Origin of the sequence: Pseudarthrobacter sp. CCNWLW207 (genome assembly GCF_037203945.1) — a bacterium.
Classification (GTDB): domain Bacteria; phylum Actinomycetota; class Actinomycetes; order Actinomycetales; family Micrococcaceae; genus Arthrobacter.
This window is the reverse complement of record NZ_JBBCBS010000004.1, coordinates 157,169-174,508: the sequence shown is the minus strand read 5'-3', so window position 1 is coordinate 174,508 and position 17,340 is coordinate 157,169. Positions and strand designations below refer to the sequence as shown.

The 17,340-nt window shown below is 63.9% G+C and carries 12 protein-coding genes; 5 read left to right on the top strand and 7 right to left on the bottom strand.

All coding sequences use genetic code 11. The features are described from left to right. The first annotated feature begins 16 nt into the window (after positions 1-16). Positions 17-1,309, top strand: a complete 1,293-nt coding sequence (locus V9L17_RS08670; RefSeq protein ID WP_337351157.1) for a Mur ligase family protein — start codon at positions 17-19, stop codon at positions 1,307-1,309. After that, positions 1,306-2,055, top strand: coding sequence for a type 1 glutamine amidotransferase (locus V9L17_RS08665; RefSeq protein ID WP_337351156.1), 750 nt, complete (start codon positions 1,306-1,308; stop codon positions 2,053-2,055). Before V9L17_RS08670 ends, V9L17_RS08665 begins: the two co-directional genes overlap by 4 nt. Before the next feature lie 6 nt (positions 2,056-2,061). On the opposite strand, the gene V9L17_RS08660 is transcribed toward V9L17_RS08665, so the two are convergent. Then, a complete protein-coding gene (locus tag V9L17_RS08660) occupies positions 2,062-3,315 on the bottom strand; it encodes a CapA family protein (protein WP_337351155.1) in 1,254 nt (417 codons plus the stop codon). An 83-nt stretch (positions 3,316-3,398) separates the two neighbouring features. Between V9L17_RS08660 and V9L17_RS08655 the strand changes: the two genes are divergently transcribed. From V9L17_RS08655 to V9L17_RS08645, 3 genes are all read left to right on the top strand, one after another. Next, a complete protein-coding gene (locus V9L17_RS08655) occupies positions 3,399-5,411 on the top strand; it encodes a M3 family metallopeptidase (protein ID WP_337351154.1) in 2,013 nt (670 codons plus the stop codon). Between the two features lie 183 nt (positions 5,412-5,594). Beyond that, positions 5,595-7,235 (top strand): helix-turn-helix transcriptional regulator, encoded by a 1,641-nt coding sequence (locus V9L17_RS08650; protein WP_337351153.1) that lies wholly within the window; start codon positions 5,595-5,597, stop codon positions 7,233-7,235. A 117-nt stretch (positions 7,236-7,352) separates the two neighbouring features. Further along, the gene (locus V9L17_RS08645) at positions 7,353-8,849 is read left to right on the top strand and encodes an FAD-binding oxidoreductase (RefSeq protein WP_337351152.1); all 1,497 of its coding nucleotides are present in this window, start codon (positions 7,353-7,355) and stop codon (positions 8,847-8,849) included. A 73-nt stretch (positions 8,850-8,922) separates the two neighbouring features. Here V9L17_RS08645 and pdxS read toward each other — a convergent pair whose 3' ends face one another. The 6 genes from pdxS to V9L17_RS08615 all read right to left on the bottom strand — a co-directional run bounded on the left by pdxS (position 8,923) and on the right by V9L17_RS08615 (position 17,186). After that, positions 8,923-9,849: a pyridoxal 5'-phosphate synthase lyase subunit PdxS gene (gene pdxS, locus V9L17_RS08640; protein ID WP_337351151.1), complete on the bottom strand. Its 927-nt coding sequence runs from the start codon at positions 9,847-9,849 to the stop codon at positions 8,923-8,925. Positions 9,850-9,985: 136 nt separating this feature from the next. Beyond that, complete coding sequence (pgsA, locus tag V9L17_RS08635; protein WP_337348114.1) at positions 9,986-10,615, bottom strand: phosphatidylinositol phosphate synthase; 630 nt, start codon at positions 10,613-10,615, stop codon at positions 9,986-9,988. Then, complete coding sequence (locus V9L17_RS08630; RefSeq protein ID WP_337348115.1) at positions 10,605-11,192, bottom strand: HIT family protein; 588 nt, start codon at positions 11,190-11,192, stop codon at positions 10,605-10,607. The genes pgsA and V9L17_RS08630 overlap by 11 nt, the downstream gene beginning before the upstream one ends. A gap of 20 nt (positions 11,193-11,212) precedes the next feature. Next, positions 11,213-13,222 carry a threonine--tRNA ligase gene (gene thrS / locus V9L17_RS08625; RefSeq protein ID WP_337348116.1) on the bottom strand — a complete coding sequence of 670 codons (2,010 nt, stop codon included), beginning with the start codon at positions 13,220-13,222 and terminating at the stop codon, positions 11,213-11,215. Positions 13,223-13,368: 146 nt separating this feature from the next. After that, positions 13,369-16,857, bottom strand: a complete 3,489-nt coding sequence (locus tag V9L17_RS08620; RefSeq protein WP_337351150.1) for a DNA polymerase III subunit alpha — start codon at positions 16,855-16,857, stop codon at positions 13,369-13,371. Further along, positions 16,854-17,186 carry a DUF6504 family protein gene (locus V9L17_RS08615; RefSeq protein ID WP_337351149.1) on the bottom strand — a complete coding sequence of 111 codons (333 nt, stop codon included), beginning with the start codon at positions 17,184-17,186 and terminating at the stop codon, positions 16,854-16,856. The genes V9L17_RS08620 and V9L17_RS08615 overlap by 4 nt, the downstream gene beginning before the upstream one ends. Positions 17,187-17,340: the final 154 nt, after the last annotated feature.

The following is a 17,340-nucleotide window of genomic DNA, read 5'->3' as shown; positions in this document are numbered from 1 at the left end:
GGATATATTACAGAGCATGCTTTACATCAGTGTTCCGCTCGGCAAGCTCGTCCGCCGGGTGTCCCGGCTCAGGGGCGGCGGGTCCGCCCTGCCCGGGCTGGTGGTCGAGAAAATCGACCCCGGCTTTATGCAGCGGACGCTCGCTACCCTCCCCCACGGCGTGGCGGTGGTCAGCGGAACCAACGGCAAAACCACCACCACCAAGATGGTGGTCGAACTCCTGGAAAGCCAGGGCCTGAAGGTTTTTACCAACCGGACCGGCAGCAACTTCACCCGGGGTGTAGCTGCTTCCCTGCTGGGCGAGGTGGACTGGCGCGGAAGGCTGAGCGCCGACGTCGCCGTCCTGGAGCTGGACGAAGCCCATGCCGTGCACTTCGTAAACCGTGTGCCGCCCCGCTACAGCCTCCTGCTGAACGTGCTGCGCGACCAGCTGGACAGGTTCGGCGAGATCGACAAAACGGCGCAGCTGCTGCAGCACATCGCCGCAAAAACCACAGGCACAGTGGTCCTCAACCGTGAAGATCCCCGTGTGGCCCGCATCGCAGAGACCCTCACCGGCCAGGACGTGCAGTACTTCGGCCTGGACGACTCCCTTCTCAGCACGTTCCCCAACGATGACGACATGCGGGCTGCCCCCGGCAGCCCCGTGCCCGCCGCCCTCCCCGCAAAGCCGGCTGCCGACGTCGTGCTCCGCAAGGTGGGGCCGGACACCGCCGACTTTGAGTACGACGGCCTCACGGTCACCACCGCGATGAAGCTCCGCGGCGTCTACAACATCTTTAATGCCGCGGCCGCGCTGGCCCTCGCTCGGAGCATCCTCGGAAGCGGCGCCGCGACGGCTGACCACAGCACGCTGCTCACGGCCCTGTCCAAGGTGGAGCCGGCCTTCGGCCGGGGTGAAAGCCTGACAGTCGACGGCCAGCCCCTGGACCTGGTGCTGGTCAAGAACCCCAGCGGTTTCCGGCTGGGACTGAAGTCCTTTCCCGCGGGCGGCTACGCCACCATGATCGCCATCAACGACAACTACGCCGACGGCCGGGACATGTCCTGGCTCTGGGACGTGGAGTTCGATTCGCTCCGCAACGGGGGCGTGGACCAGTTGACGGGCTCCCGGGCTTATGACATGGCGCTCCGGCTGCAGTACGACGACGTCCCTGTCGGGGCGGTCCAGACCGAGATCGCGCCGGCACTGTCGGCGTTCATCCGCGAAGCCAAGGGCAAACCGAAACGGATTTTCTGCACTTACACAGCCATGATGGCCATCCGCCGCGAGCTGTCCAAAATCACCACGGTAGAGGTGGTCTCATGAGCCCGGATACGCAGGACCCACAGGACAGCAAGGGCACCCTCCGTGTCATGCAGCTTTATCCGCGGGACATGAACATCTATGGTGACTGGGGCAACGCGCTGGTCCTCAAGCAACGGATCAAGTGGCATGGCTACACTCCTGAACTGCTCGAGTACAACGTGGGCGACGACTTCCCTGACGAAGTCGACGTGATCCTTGGCGGCGGCGGGCAGGACAGCGGCCAGCTGATTATCCAGGACGACCTTCAATCACGCGCCGGCGTCCTGACCGACCTCGCAGAAGATGGCGCACCGATGCTGCTCATCTGTGGGCTCTACCAGCTGTTCGGGCGTTTCTTCAAAACACGCTCGGGCTCGGTCATTCCGGGCATAGGCGTGCTGGACGTGGAAACTCACGGTACTGACGAGCGCCTCATCGGCAACGTCAAGGTGGCCACTGCCGAGTTCGGCGACGTCCTCGGGTACGAAAACCACAGCGGCCAGACCACACTGGGCAGCGGCGTCCGCCCGCTGGGAACGGTGGCGAAGGGAACGGGCAACAACAGCCGGGACGGCCATGAGGGCGCGCGCTACAAGAATGTGGTGGCCAGCTACTTGCACGGATCGCTTCTGCCCAAGAACCCTGCCATTGCAGACTTCCTCATCCGAACCGCCGCCGAACGCAAGTTCGGGACTTTTGTTCCCGGTGGGCCTGACGACCACTTCGCCGTGCTGGCCAGGGAGCACGCCGCCCGGCGCCCGCGCTGAGGGGCTCTACGGTTCCTTGGTGATCAGGAGTTCGTGCGCTCCTGCCGTGGCTGCTCCCATGGACTCCACAACGGTGGCGGTCCTTAGCCTGGTGGCGGCGTCCGCCTCGGGCGTGGCACACACACCCTGGGGTGCATCGGATGCCACGGAGCACCAGCGGTACGGATCACGGACGATGACCGACGGTGCCCAGGCGAGGTCGGAGGCGGTCCATCTGCCCGACGCGTCCTGGCTGAACTGGGCCCGCACCAACAGGCCCTCATTGTTGACGACATACCAGGGCGACAGTTCGGTGACGCCGTTACCCAGCCCGTAGACAATCCACGTGCCTTTGTAGTTCTCGATGGGCAGCACGGAGTGGGTGTGGTGGCCGTAGATCATGGTGAACTGCCCGCTGTCCACCAACGCGTGTGCCACCTCCTGCTGTTGGGCGTTGGCTTCGCTGGCGTACTCGTCCCCGGCGTGCATGGCACCGAGGACGATGTCTGCGCCAAGAGCCCGCGCCTTAATTGCCTTGGCGATCATGGTGGGTGCGGCGAGCATGTCCACTTGCCACGGGTATTCCGGGTAGAGCCCGTTGAGGCCGTAGGTTCCCTGGATGATGGCGATCTTGGCGGCCGGAGTCTGCAGGATAAGGATGCCCTGCGACTCAGCTTCCGTCCGGTAGGAACCGGTGTGCTTCAGCCCGGCGGCGTCCAGGGCATCCAGCGTCCGCAACAGGCCGTCCGTGCTCCGGTCGATGGTGTGGTTGCTGGCGGTGGTGCAAGCTTGGTACCCCACTGCCTTGGAGGCGCTGATGATCTGCGGCGGGACATTGAACGAAGGGTACGCCGAGAAAGGACCTTCAGGTCCTGCCACCGGTGTTTCCTGGTGGCAGATTGCAAGGTCGCTGGCTTGGATGTACCGGCGCTGGCCTTCAAGGAGCGGCGTGAAGTCCAGCCCGGGTTTGCCCGCCGCGGCTGCGTCCTGCTGGGCCTGCCGCCAGAGCTGGGTATGGACCAGCATGTCGCCGGTGACCAGTACGGACGTGCAACGCAGTGTTGGACACGCCGGTCCGGCGCCCGGGGTGGGAGTTGGCGTGGGAGTTGGGGCCGGCGTCGGAGTGGCACTGGGCTGGCCGGTGCCGGCACTGGTGCCGGTACTTGCCGATGGCTGGGTCTGTTCGGCTATCAGACCGCAGCCTGCCATGGCCCCGGCAAAGATGACCGCGGACAAGGCCGCGCCGGCACGCGCGGCAGTGGCGCCAATTCTGTTCCCCATAAGTGCAATTCTAAGTTTGGAAACAGGCAGAACCGCGCATTTGGCTCATTGAGATGCACGGCCACATATGAAAGCTTTACTTCATGACGAATCCGCTCCTCAGCCCCAGCCCGTTGCCATTCCAGTTGCCGCCCTTTGCCGGGATCTCCGAAGAGCACTACGCCGAGGCGGTGCACGCAGGGCTGGCCGGGCACCTCGCCGAAATCCAGGCCATCGTGGACAATCCAGAGCCCGCGACGTTTGCGAACACCGCCGTGGCCATGGAGCAGGCGGGCCGGTTGCTGGAACGGGCGGCCGCGTCCTTTTTCACCCTGGTGTCAGCAGACGCCTCCGACACGATCCGCGGCCTGGAAACAGCGCTGACGCCGCTGCTCACCGCACACCAGGACGACGTGTACCTGAACCGCGCCCTTTTCGACCGTTTTGCAGCCATTGACACCACTGGCCTGGAGCCGGAAGGAGTGCGCCTTGTTGAGGAGTACCTGAAGGAGTTCCGGCAGTCGGGGATCCAACTGGACGCCACGGACCAGGAACGGCTGAAGGCCGTGAACGCGGAGCTCTCCAGGCTCGGCACAGAGTTTGGGCAACGGGTGAAGGAAGCCATGAAGTCCGCGGCCCTCTTGCTGGACAGTGCTGAGGACCTGGCCGGCATGCCGGCCGACGACATTGCCGGCGCCGCCGAAGCCGCCCGCGCCGCGGGGCACGAAGGCAAGTTCCTCCTGACGCTGATCCAGCCGAGCAACCAGCCCGCCATGGCCGTCCTCGAAAACCGGGATGTCCGCCGTCGGCTGTTCGAATCCTCTATCGGCAGGGGCAGTGACGGGGGCAGCCTGGACGTCCTGGAACTCGTGCGGTCCATGGCCGGACTCCGCGCCGAGAAGGCCAGGCTGCTGGGCTTTGCCAACTACGCCGAACTCGTGGTGGACCGGCAAACTGCCCCGGATTTCGAAGCTGTGCAAGCCATGCTGAACAGGCTGGCCCCCGCCGCCGTCCGGAACGCCGACGCCGAGGCCGCGGCATTGGCTGACCTTGCCGGGCACCCCTTGGAGGCCTGGGACTGGGCCTTCTACTCGGCCAAGGTCCGGCGCGAGAAATACGCTGTTGATGAGCAGGCCCTCCGACCCTACTTCGAGCTGGACCGGGTGCTCAAGGACGGGGTCTTCCATGCGGCCACATCCCTGTTTGGCATCACCTTCCACGAACGGGCAGAGCTGGAAGGCTACCACCCGGACGTCCGCGTCTGGGAAGTCCGGAACGAAGACGGCAGCCCGCTGGGACTGTTCCTGGGCGACTACTACGCCCGGGAGTCCAAGCGTGGAGGTGCCTGGATGAACTCGCTGGTGGAACAATCCGGCCTGCTGGGGACCCAGGCGGTGGTCATCAATAACCTGAACATCTCCAAACCGCCGGCCGGGGAACCCACCCTCCTGACGCTGGATGAGCTGCGCACTACCTTCCACGAATTCGGGCACGCGCTTCATGGGCTCTTCTCCAACGTGACGTACCCGCGCTTTTCCGGAACAGGTGTCCCCCGGGACTTTGTGGAGTACCCGTCGCAGGTCAACGAGATGTGGATCCTGTGGCCGGAGGTGCTGGCAAACTACGCGCGGCACCACGCTACCGGCGAGCCGCTCCCGCAGGAGGTCGTTGACAGGCTGAACGAGTCACGGCTGTGGGGCGAGGGATTCGCCACCACCGAGTACCTGGGCGCCGCGTTGCTCGACCTTGCCTGGCATGTGCTGGACGAAACCGGGATCCCGGACGATGTCCTGGCATTTGAGGCCAAATCCCTCGCCGCGGCCGGAGTGGCCCATGCCCTTATTCCGCCTCGCTACCGCACCGGATATTTCCAGCACATCTTCGCCGGGGCAGGTTACGCGGCCGGCTATTACTCGTACATCTGGAGTGAAGTCCTGGACGCGGAAACCGTGGACTGGTTCACCGAAAACGGTGGCATGACCCGCGCCAACGGCGAACGCTTTCGCCAGGAACTGCTTTCACGCGGGAACAGCCGGGACCCGCTGGAATCATTTCGCACGCTCCGGGGACGCGACGCCCAACTGGAACCCCTCCTGAAACGCCGCGGCCTCGAGTAGCCCCTCATCGATTGCTCCGGAAGGGCCCTTTTGGAGGTTCATAAGGGCCCTTACGGAGCAATCGTTGGAAGAACGACGGCGGGTAACTCTCCGGCGTCGTTGGCTGCCTGCCGGAGTCAACGCCGAAGCGATAAGCTTCACGTATCGGCGCCGTCCGCACCGAACAACGGCAGTGGAGAAGCAATGGCGGCAGACCCTCTCCGTCTGGGCCGGGAGGCTTTCAGGCGACAGGAATGGGCGACTGCACACGCCCTCCTGACGGATGCTGACCGCCAGTCGTTGCTCGAACCTGACGATCTTGAGCTTGTGGCCAATGCGGCCTACCTCGTCGGCCACGACGACGAAGGATCAAGGCTACTGGCCCGTGAGTATCGGGCACGCCTGGCACACACGGACAGTTCGGGGGCGGCGCGAAACGCTATCTGGCTTGCCCTGCACTTTATCCTCAGCGGCGAAGAAACGTTGGCGAATGCGTGGCTGCAACGGGCACGGCGTGCCCTTCCTGACGACCTGGACTGTGTGGAGCAGGGACTGCTACTTGTGCCGGCCGGCCTTGAAAGCGCCGCCCAGGGCGATGCCGCGACAGCTACCGCAAGTTTCGCGACCGCGCTGGAAATCAGCCACCGCTTCGGACACCAGGACCTTGCAGCCCTCGCAAGGACGGGCCTTAGCGAATCGCTGATCGCAACGGGTGATACACGGCAGGCAATGCCACTGTTGGACGAAGTCTTTGTGAGCGTGACCGCCAGTGAACTTTCCCCGGTCACCGCCGGGATTGTGTATTGCGCGGTCATCGAAGCGTGCATGGACGCCTTCGACCTGCCTCGGGCACAGCAGTGGACGGCCGCATTCACCCGGTGGTGCGCCGCCCAGCCGGACCTGGTCCCCTATCAAGGCAATTGCCAGATCCACAGGGCACGGATCATGCAATTTCAGGGAGCGTGGCCCGATGCATTCGATGCTGCACAGGATGCCTACCGCCGGCTCGCCGGACCGCTTACCCGGCCGGGAATCGGTGCTGCGCTATACCAGCTTGCCGAGCTGCATCGTCTGAGAGGCCGGTTCACCGAAGCCAGGGACACATATCTGCAGGCCAGCCGCTGGGTAAGGGATCCGCAGCCCGGTGTCGCGCTGTTGCTGCTTGCGCAAGGCCGGACAGAGGCGGCCGTGGCCGCGATCCGCCGGTCCCTTGCGGAAACAGCGTCTCCGCCGGAGCGTTCCCGGCTCCTCGGTGCTGCCATTGAGATCATGCTGGTGTCGGCTGACCTCTCCGGCGCTCGGGCCGCCGCCGAAGAACTGCGGGCGAGGGCCGGGGCCTTGGGCAGTCTGTGGCTAAATGCGGAGACTGCCCAGTGGGAGGGAGCCCTACTTCTCGCGGAGCAAGAATACGCGGCGGCTTTGGGAGTGGCACGTCAGGCATGGTCAGCATGGCAGCAGCTCGACGCGCCCTATGAGTCTGCACGCACCAGGGTGCTTATGGGGCGGGCCTATCGCGGGCTGGGCGACGCGCACTCGGCCGAGCTGGAGTTTGATGCCGCCAGATGGGCTTTCCTCCATCTTGGCGCTGGGCCGGATGCAGCGAACATAGCCATATATTCGAACCGGCAACAGGCCGTTAGGGCGAACCCGCTGACTGTCAGGGAGACCCAGGTGCTGCTCCTGATTGCCAGTGGAAGGTCAAACCGGGAGATTGCAGTTGAACTGTTTCTCAGCGAAAAGACGGTTGCCCATCACGCCAGTAACATCTTCACGAAGTTGGATCTGACGTCACGTACCGCCGCTACCGCCTATGCCTACGAGCACGGGCTTATCAACCGAACCTGACCCAGACTGGGCAGAATTACCCATCTTCCCATCACCGGCAACCCTGCCGATGCGGCGGCAGGCTGCGGAACATAGCATCCTCATTATGGAGTCTGAAAGGCCAATGGAGGTGCCGTGATGAAAAGGGAATCGCGAAATGCTGCCGAGGCGGGCCGGCGCATCACCGATATGGAAGTAGGTGGGCTCGATGGCTTCCCGGTGATCCTGACGTCCGTGGATCTTGAGACACTCGAATCCCTGGTGGCCGAGCCACTGTTACGCCCAGGCGACTCCGGCTGGGGTTCGGCCGTCCTGCTCTGGAACGGTCTGGTGACGAAGAAACCGGCACTGGTGGTCCAGCCGACATCGGCGCGGGAGGCCTCGGCCGTTGTCATGTTCGCCGCGGAACACAGGCTGCAGATCAGCACCAAGGGCGGCGGCCACAACATCGCCGGTACCGCAATCGCCGACGGCGGCCTCATGTTGGATATGTCGAGGATTAACTCAGTCGAGGTGGATCCGGTGGCCAGGCTGGCCCAGGTTGGCCCGGGCTGTCTGCTGCAGGACGTCGACCGAGCCACGCAGGAACACGGATTGGCCACTGTCCTCGGATTCATCTCCGAAGTGGGCGTGGCGGGCCTGACTCTCGGGGGTGGGCTCGGCTATCTGAGCCGCAGGTTCGGGTGGACCGTGGACAACCTTGAGGAGGTTGAGATTGTTACGGCCGACGGGTTGGTCCGCACCGCCAGCCGTCACGAGAACCCGGATCTGTTCTGGGGTGTCCGCGGGGCGGGGGCCAATCTTGGCGTGGTCACGCGCTTCACCTTTCGGCTGCACGAGGTGGGGCCGACCGTCTACGGCGGTCTCATTGCCTGGCCATTCGAGCGCACGGACGAAATCCTCCGGCGGTATCGGACGCTCACACACCGCGCGCCCCGCGAGCTTGCCGTGTGGCTGATCCTCATGACTGCCCCGGCGGAACCTTTCATTCCTGAACAGTGGCAAGGCAAGAAGATCTGCGCCATGGCAGTTTGCTACAGCGGCGAACTCCGAAACGTCCCGGAAGTTATGGCGTCCATCCGCGAAATTGGTGACCCCGCTGTGGATCTCCTGTCGGAGCAGCCGTACGCACAGGTCCAGTCCTATCTGGACGACAGTGAGCCGAAGGGCCTCCATTACTACTGGAAGACGGAGTACGCCGACGAGCTGAGCGACGATCTGCTCTCCACCATCCGCGAGCTTTTCGATGGCTGCCCCATAGAGGGGGCGGAGCTCGGTGTCCTTCACCTCGCCGGCGCCATCAATGAGCACGCCGAAGATGACGGTGCAGTGGGCAACCGAAACGCCCGGTACGTCATTGGATCCAATGGCATGTGGGATCCCGGCGATCCGGCCGCGGACTCGTACCGGGCGTGGATCCGCGAGTCGTGGGAGCGGCAACGTCCATTCACCGCAGGCCGCAGTTACATCAACTTCCAGACGGCGGACGAGGGACAACAGCAGGTCCGGGCAGCCTATGGCACCAACTATGAACGCTTGGTCCAGGTGAAGACGAAGTATGATCCCGACAACTTGTTCAGAAGCAACCGCAACATTGCCCCCTCCGTTCCATCCATGGAATCCACAGGCAGCTGAAGGAGCCAACGGACGACGGCGGGTGGCCACCTTGGAAAAGGTGACCACCCGCCGTCGTACTGCTTTGGAGCTGTTACCAGCCGCGCTCTGCGAGGCGGTGGGGCTGCGGGATCTCGTCCACGTTGATGCCCACCATGGCTTCGCCGAGGCCGCGGGAGGCCTTGGCGATGACGTCGGGGTCATCGAAGAAGGTGGTGGCCTTCACGACGGCGGCGGCGCGCTGGGCCGGGTTGCCGGACTTGAAGATGCCGGAGCCGACGAACACGCCGTCGGCGCCGAGCTGCATCATCATCGCCGCGTCCGCCGGGGTGGCGATGCCGCCGGCGGTGAAGAGCACCACGGGAAGCTTGCCGGTGGTCGCGATTTCCTTGACGAGTTCGTACGGGGCCTGCAGTTCCTTGGCCGCGACGTAGAGCTCGTCCTCGGGCAGGGCCGCGAGCTTGAGGATTTCGGCGCGGATCTGGCGCATGTGCCCGGTGGCGTTGGAGACATCTCCGGTGCCGGCCTCGCCCTTGGACCGGATCATTGCCGCGCCCTCGTTGATGCGGCGCAGCGCCTCACCCAGGTTCGTGGCGCCACAGACGAAGGGAACGGTGAAGTTCCACTTGTCGATGTGGTTGATGTAGTCGGCCGGGGTCAGGACCTCGGACTCGTCAATGTAGTCCACTCCGAGGGACTGCAGGATCTGGGCTTCGACGAAGTGGCCGATCCGGGCCTTGGCCATGACCGGCACGGACACGGCGTCGATGATCTTGTCGATCATGTCGGGATCGGACATGCGGGACACGCCGCCCTGGGCACGGATATCGGCCGGAACGCGTTCCAGCGCCATCACTGCCACGGCACCGGCGTCTTCGGCGATGCGGGCCTGTTCGACGTTGACGACGTCCATGATGACGCCGCCCTTGAGCATCTCAGCCATGCCGCGCTTCACACGGCTGCTGCCCGTGACGCTGTTCGCGGACGAACCGGCTTCGCTGCTTACATCAGGTGTAGACACAAAAACCCCTATGGGTAGATAGATGACCTTCGCCGGGCGTGAGGGCGGCACAAAGCCGAAATGAACACGCACCGGATTGCCGGATCCATTGACCGGGCAGTCCTAATACTAGTCCCACTGCGGGCGGCGGGCTTAATCAGGCTTCATCCGTTGTTGCCGCTCCGGCCAGGGATTGGCGCCGGACCGAAACGATGCGTTGGATCACCGTAACGAGGCTGGCAACGGCAAGCACTGCGAGGGTTGCCTGCAGGACAATAAGAGGCAGGCCCAGACCGGTGAATCCTGTAACGACCAGTACCGAAACAAGCCGTTCGGCCCGTTCGGCGATCCCCACGTTTGCGGTAAAGCCCAATGATTCGGCCTTGGCACGCGCGTAGGAGACCACCATCCCCAGGACAAGGCAGACCATCGCTCCAATACCGATCACCAGGTCCGCGCCACCGGTGAAGAACCAGATGGCGAGGCCTGCAAACAGTGCACCGTCGGCGATCCTGTCAAGCGTGGAGTCCAGGAAATTCCCCCACCGCCCGCCGGTGTCCCGCATCCTGGCCATGATGCCGTCCAGCACATCGGAGAAGATAAAGGCTGTAATGAACAGCGTTCCCCACCACAGCTGGCCGAGCGGGTAGAAAACCAGGGCGCCGGACACCACGCCAACCGTACCTACCACCGTGACGGCGTCGGGGGAAACACCAATTTTCAGGAGCCAGCGGGCAAGCGGTGTAAACAGCGCGGTGAAGAAACCGCGCGCGTGCCTATTCAGCATCCGTCTCCCCGGGCCAGGCCTCGGCCACCTGCCGGCGCACCTCATCGAGGGTTTGGGTGATGGCTTTAGTCTGGGCGATGATCGGGAAGAAATTACCGTCCCCTCCCCACCGGGGAACGATGTGCTGGTGCAGGTGCGCCGCGATCCCTGCGCCGCCCACGACACCTTGGTTCATGCCCAGGTTGAAGCCGCCAGGGTTCGACACCTTTCGCAGCACTTTCATCGCGGTCTGCGTCAGCTCGGCGAACTCGGCGGTCTCCTCCAACGTGAGGTCTGTGTAGTCCGGCACATGCCGGTAGGGGCAAACCAGGAGGTGGCCGGGGTTGTACGGGAACAGGTTCAGCACCACATAGCAGGTCTTCCCCCGGTAGACGATGAGGGCTTCCTCATCGCTCCGGCCGGGGCCCACGCAGAACGGGCAGTCATTTTCATTCTTGAACTGGTGCTGGCCGCCCTTGATGTACGCCATCCGGTGCGGAGTCCACAGGCGCTGGAAGGCATCCGGGACACCGGCGAGGTCAAAGTCGTCGGTCACGCCGGAATCGCCTGGATGCCCTGCGCCTGTGTTCTCCTGCACCGTATTCTTATCCGTTTCCGCTAGCTGGTCCGGTTACGGACGGCTTCTGTGATCCGCTTGACGGCCTCGGCCACCGGCACACCGTTGTCCTGGCTTCCGTCACGGAAGCGGAAGGACACTGCGCCTGCCTCGGCGTCGTCGCCCCCGGCGATCAGGACGAACGGGATCTTGTCCTTGCTGGCAGTGCGGATCTTCTTCGGGAACCGGTCCGACGACGTATCCACCTCGGCGCGGATGCCGACCGCCTTGAGCTGGTCAACGACGTCAAACATGTATTCGTTGAACGTTTCGGCTACCGGGATGCCCACTACCTGGACAGGGGAAAGCCACGCGGGGAACGCGCCGGCGTAGTGCTCGGTGAGGACACCCATAAACCGTTCGATGGAACCGAACAGCGCACGGTGGATCATCACCGGACGCTGGCGGGTGCCGTCGGCTGCCTGGAATTCCAGCTCGAAGCGTTCGGGCAGGTTGAAGTCCAGCTGGATAGTGGACATCTGCCACGTACGGCCCAACGCGTCCTTGGCCTGGACGGAAATCTTCGGTCCGTAGAAGGCTGCTCCGCCGGGATCCGCTACCAACTCCAGGCCGGATTCCTCTGCCACTTCGGCGAGGGTCCGGGTGGCTTCCTCCCAGGCTGCGTCCTCACCGACGTACTTCTCCGGGTCCTTGGTGGAGAGCTCCAGGTAGAAGTCGTTCAGGCCGTAATCCTTGAGCAGGTCCAGCACGAACGTCAGGGTCTTGGTGAGTTCGTCCTTCATTTGCTCGCGGGTGCAGTAGATGTGGGCGTCGTCCTGGGTCATGCCCCGGACGCGGGTCAGGCCGTGCACCACGCCGGACTTTTCGTAGCGGTACACGGAACCGAATTCGAAGAGCCGCAGCGGCAATTCGCGGTAGGAACGTCCACGGGAGCGGAAGATCAGGTTGTGCATAGGGCAGTTCATCGGCTTCAGGTAGTAGTCCTGGGCAGGCTTGCGGATAGTACCGTCAGCGTTGAGTTCCTCATCCACGCGCATGGCCGGGAACATGCCCTCCTTGTACCAGTCCAGGTGGCCCGAGACTTCGTACAGATGGCCCTTGGTGATGTGCGGGGTGTAGACGAACTCGTAACCGGCGTCGACGTGGCGCTGCCGCGAGTAGTCCTCCATCTCCTTGCGGATGATGCCGCCCTTGGGGTGGAACACCGGCAGGCCGGAGCCCAGCTCGTCCGGGAAGGAGAAGAGGTCAAGTTCGACGCCGAGCTTGCGGTGGTCACGCCGCTCTGCCTCCGCGATGCGCTCCTGGTAGGCCTTCAGCGCGTCCTTGGTGGGCCAGGCGGTGCCGTAGATGCGCTGCAGCTGCTGGTTCTTCTGGTTGCCCAGCCAGTACGCGGAGGAGGACCGGGTGAGCGCGAAGGCGTTGGAGATGAGCTTGGTGTTGGGCAGGTGCGGGCCGCGGCAGAGGTCGCACCAGACAGTGGTTCCCTCTTTGCGCTCGACGTTGTCGTAGATGGTGATGTCGCCGGCGCCAACCTCGACGTTGACGCCCTCGCCCGCCTCGGCAGCCTGGTTCTTCTTGCCCAGAAGTTCGAGCTTGTAGGGCTCATTCTTCATTGATTCGCGGGCCTCGTCCTCGGAGACCACGCGGCGGACGAACTTCTGGTTTTGGTTGATGATCTTGAGCATCATCTTTTCGAGGGTCTTGAGGTCCTCGGGGGTGAACGGTTCTGCGACGTCGAAGTCGAAGTAGAAGCCGTCGGTGATGTAGGGACCGATACCCAGTTTGGCTTCAGGGCGCAGCTGCTGCACGGCCTGGGCCATGACATGGGCGGTGGAATGGCGCAGGACGTTCAGGCCGTCAGGGGAATCGATGGTAACGCCCTCGATGTCGGCGCCTTCGGGCAGCTCCTGGTCCAGGTCCTTCAGCTCGCCGTTGACGCGGGCTACAACAACGTCGCGGCGCTCAAAGAAGAGTTCCGCACCGGTTGTCCCGGTAGTCACCTTGGTCTCTTCGCCATCGACGATGAGGGTGATCTGCTGGGCATCTGACACGGGTGTCTCCTATTCAAAGTTAAGGCTTCATAGCTTGTGGCGTACGGGGACCACAGCCAGCCATCGTCAATGCTATCGGTTTCCCAAGGGGCCGACCAACGGGACCCGCAGTCCCCGGGGGCCTCGTTTGGCTGGGGTGGAGCGGCTCAGCCACCCATCCCGGTGATGGCCAGGTTGCGGTTGATTCCGTCCAGGGGATGGGGTACATCGGTTGCCTCGGGGCTGGAGGCCGGGAACGGGAGGGTCTCCACCCGGCTCAGGTCCCAGGCCATGTTGGCGCTGAGGCTGATTCCCCGGGGCCCTGTCCGCCTGGTGGTGCCGCGGATAAGCAGCAGCCTGGTGCCGAACAGCAGCAGTCCTGCCTGTTCCTGCGCTTCGTGGAAGAAGACCGAGTCGATGCAGCCGGTGCCGTCGTCGATACTGATGAAAACCACGCGGCGCCCACCACGCATGGGCGGGGTCTGAGTGGCGATGCGCACCCCCGCAACCAGCACTTCAGTGCCGTTGCGCAGGCCCAGGAGCTTGTCCGAGGTGGTGACGCCGAGCCTGTCCAGCATGGGACGGTGGCTGTCCATCAGGTGCCCGCTGGCATCAATGGCCATCAGATCCAGCTCAGCCCGGACGTTATCCACGAGTGTTGGCGCAGGAAGGCCGGGCTTGACGTTTCGAAGTTCCACGTCACCCAGTGGCAAGGACAGTTGTCCCTCAATAACTTCGATGCCCTTCCGTGCACTTCCCGCTGACTGCATTCTTTGCAGGTGCTGGACGAGGTCTGCACGGTTGGCCGCGCCACCAGATTCACGGTGCAGGGAATCAAAGGCACCAAGCTGCGCCAGCCTCTTGATGCTGGGTTTGCTCAGCCGGGACCGCGCCCGCAGGTCAGCCAGCGAGTCATACGGCTGCCCTGCCACGATACGTTTGAGCTCGGCCCCGGAGAGCCCGTAAATGCCCTTCAGGCTCAGCCTGATGCCAAGTTTGCCGCGGTCCTGCCCCTGCCCCACGCGTTCCACCCGGTATTCGGCCTGGCTCCGGTTGATGTCAAGAGGCAGGATGGGGATGCCCAGCCTGCGGGCTTCGGCCACCAGGAGCCGCTTGGGATACATCCCGGGATCGTGCTCCCACAGCCCGGCGAGGAAAGCCTCCGGATGGTGCGCCTTCAGCCAGGCGGACTGGTAAGTGGGTACGGCAAAGGCTGCTCCATGCGCCTTGCAGAAGCCGAAGCTTCCAAAGGCCTTCAAAGTGCCCCACACCTTGTCCACGACATCCGGTGAATAGCCTTTTGCCCGGGCTTCCTTCCGGAAGAATTCCTCCACCTTCGGTTCGAGTGCCTCGTTGCCCAGGGCCCGCCGGAATTCGTCCGCCCGGGCAAGTCCGCACCTCGTCATGACGTCGAAGGTCTTCAGGATCTGTTCGTGGAAGACGGTGACGCCATGGGTTTCCTGCAGAACCGGTTTCAGGTCCGGGTGGGGGTACACCTCCGGTGCAAAACCGTGGCGGTGTTCGAGGAACGGGCGCACCATGTCCGATTTCATGGGTCCCGGGCGGAACAACGAAATGTCGATGATGAGGTCGTTAAATTCGCGCGGCGCCATCTTGCCAATGAGCTCCCGCTGCCCCGGCGACTCGATCTGGAAGCATCCCAGGGTGTGGGTGCTGCGGATCAGTTCATAGGTTGGTTCGTCGTCCAGTGGCACGGCGTTGAGGTTGATAAGGCCATTGTGGGCGATATAGTCCGGGCCAGTTCCCTCCGGACCCGTTGGGTGTGCCCCCGCAGCAACCACTTCGGCTTTGGAGGGATGAAGCCGGATGACCTCACGGACAGCGAAGGCCATGGCACTTTGCATCCTGACCCCCAAAACGTCCAGCTTGAGCATCCCCATGGGGTCCATGTCATGTTTGTCGAACTGGCTCATGGGCAATCCCAGTCCGCTGGGCTGCACGGGGGTACGGTCCAGGAGCGTGGCGTCACCAAGAATCACCCCGCACGGGTGCATGGAAATATGCCTGGGAAGCCGGTCCAGCCGTTCCGTGAGGTCCACCAGCAGGTCAAGCTGCTGGTTTTCGGCGAACTCCCGTTGCTCCACCCTGCCGGCGAACTCGCGCAGTTCAGGTTTCTCCACCAGCGCTTCGCGGAACTTGCGGGCCGAAAAACGCCACAGCTGCTTGGCGATCTCCCCCACATCGCCCTCGTCCATGCCCAGGGCCATGCCGGCATCCCGGACAGCGCCGCGGGCACGGTAGCCGTTCTGCATGCTCATCAGCGTGACGCGCTCGGCACCGAAGCGGTCAAAGATCCTCCGGTATACGTTGTGCCGCTCAGCGCTTTCAACATCGATGTCGATGTCCGGCAAGGTGGCCCGGTCTTGGGACAGGAACCGTTCGAAGATCAGGTCATGCTGCAGGGGGTTCACTTGGCTGACGTCGATGAGGTAGTTGACCAGGCTGGAAGCTCCTGAACCCCGGGCTGCGGCGCGGACTCCCATGTCAATGATCATCCGGGAAACCTCAGCAACAGTCAGGAAGTAGGAGGAGAACCCAAGGTTCCGGATGATCCCCAGTTCGTGCTCCAGCCGCGAGCGCATTTCCTTTTCGGCGGTACCGGATACGCCGGGAAACCTCTTGCCGATACCGGCCTCGCAGCGCTGGACCAGCTCAAGGTGCGGGTCCTGGCTGATACCGATGACCGAGGCTTCAGGGACTACGGGCTGCTTCCAGCCCATGTCTGTTACGGGGTCAATCCGGCAGAGGTCGGCGAGCGCTTCTGTCTGCGCCATGAGCTGTTTGAGGTCCGCCGCACCGTATCCTGCGGCGCCGATGATTTCCTTGCCCAGCTGGAGCATTTGGACGGACGACTTCAGCCAGGCTTGCCCGTTGGGCTGAAGGAGGGGTTCTGCGGCCAGTTCAGGCAGTGACTTCAGTGTGCGGGCCGAGTCCAGGACGTCAGCCGTTGCGGCGCCGTCCTCGGCGCAGTACCGGACGGCATTGGTGAGCACGGCCGGGACCTGGTGCTCCTCCGCGAGTTTGAGCATCCGCACTGCGTGGGCTGTGCTCAGTGGTGAGCCAGGCGAGCTCAGCTGGGAAACCACTTCGGCGACTATGGTTCCTCGGGGCATGGCATCAAGCCAGCGTTTGAAGAGGGTGCGGGGACGCAGGTACCGCCGCCCGCCCATGGCACGTCCGACGTCGGAATCCGGGCCGATCAGGACAGTCAGGACCGGCTTCAGGGTTTTCGGGTCAAGCGTCCGGGAGGCAAGTTCCGCGCGGGTGACGGCTACCGGCACTGCTCCCCCGGCTTTGCCGGAGGTCCGGGCATGGGCGTCGGACACGAGCCGGCACAGCGCACGATAGCCCGCACCGCTGTTGTGGCCGCGGGCGAGGACCACCACCCGTCCGGCGAGCTGGGTTCGGTGGTCGCCGTCGTCGTCGAACACCGCAAGGTCAACACCCACGATGGGGTCAATCCCTGCTGCCATGCAGGCCTTGAGGTGTTTGACGGTGCCGTACAGGCCGTCCCGGTCAGTGCAGGCGAGCGCTGTGGCGGCGTCGGAGGCAGCAACCTGGGCGAGTTCGTCCGGCCAGGACACCCCGTAGTGGGCGCTGAAGGCTGTGGAAACGTGGAGGTGTGTGAAGGTCATGCTGTTCTGGGGTGGATTGCGTCATGGATCCGGAGCAGCCGCCAGCGGCCGCTTCCGAGGTGGCGGCTCAGGTCCAGGGTGAGGGTTTCTTGCTTCAGGTGGCCGGTTTCAGCTGGTTCTGCCCGCACCTGGACCCGCCAGATTTCGTGGTCCACCAGCCCTGGCCCGCTTCCCAGGGGTGCGCGGCTTTCCTCGGCCCACCACTGCCTGCGTTCGAACCACCGGACAGGTTCGGCGCAGACTATGTAGTGCCGCCCTGCCCACTGGAGGGACACCGGCTGTCCGGATGCGCTGCAAAGGACGTCAACTGATTCGCTGAACATGCCCATGGGCGCCTCCCGGAACTGAATGAACCGTTGCCCCGGGGACGGGTCATCCCGGGGTTTCGAACACGGCTGTTCGAATACATATTCGAATAAATCCAGTCTACGCCGGTGCCCCGGCAAAACCTAGACAGGGGTGGACGGACGGGACGGCAGGTAG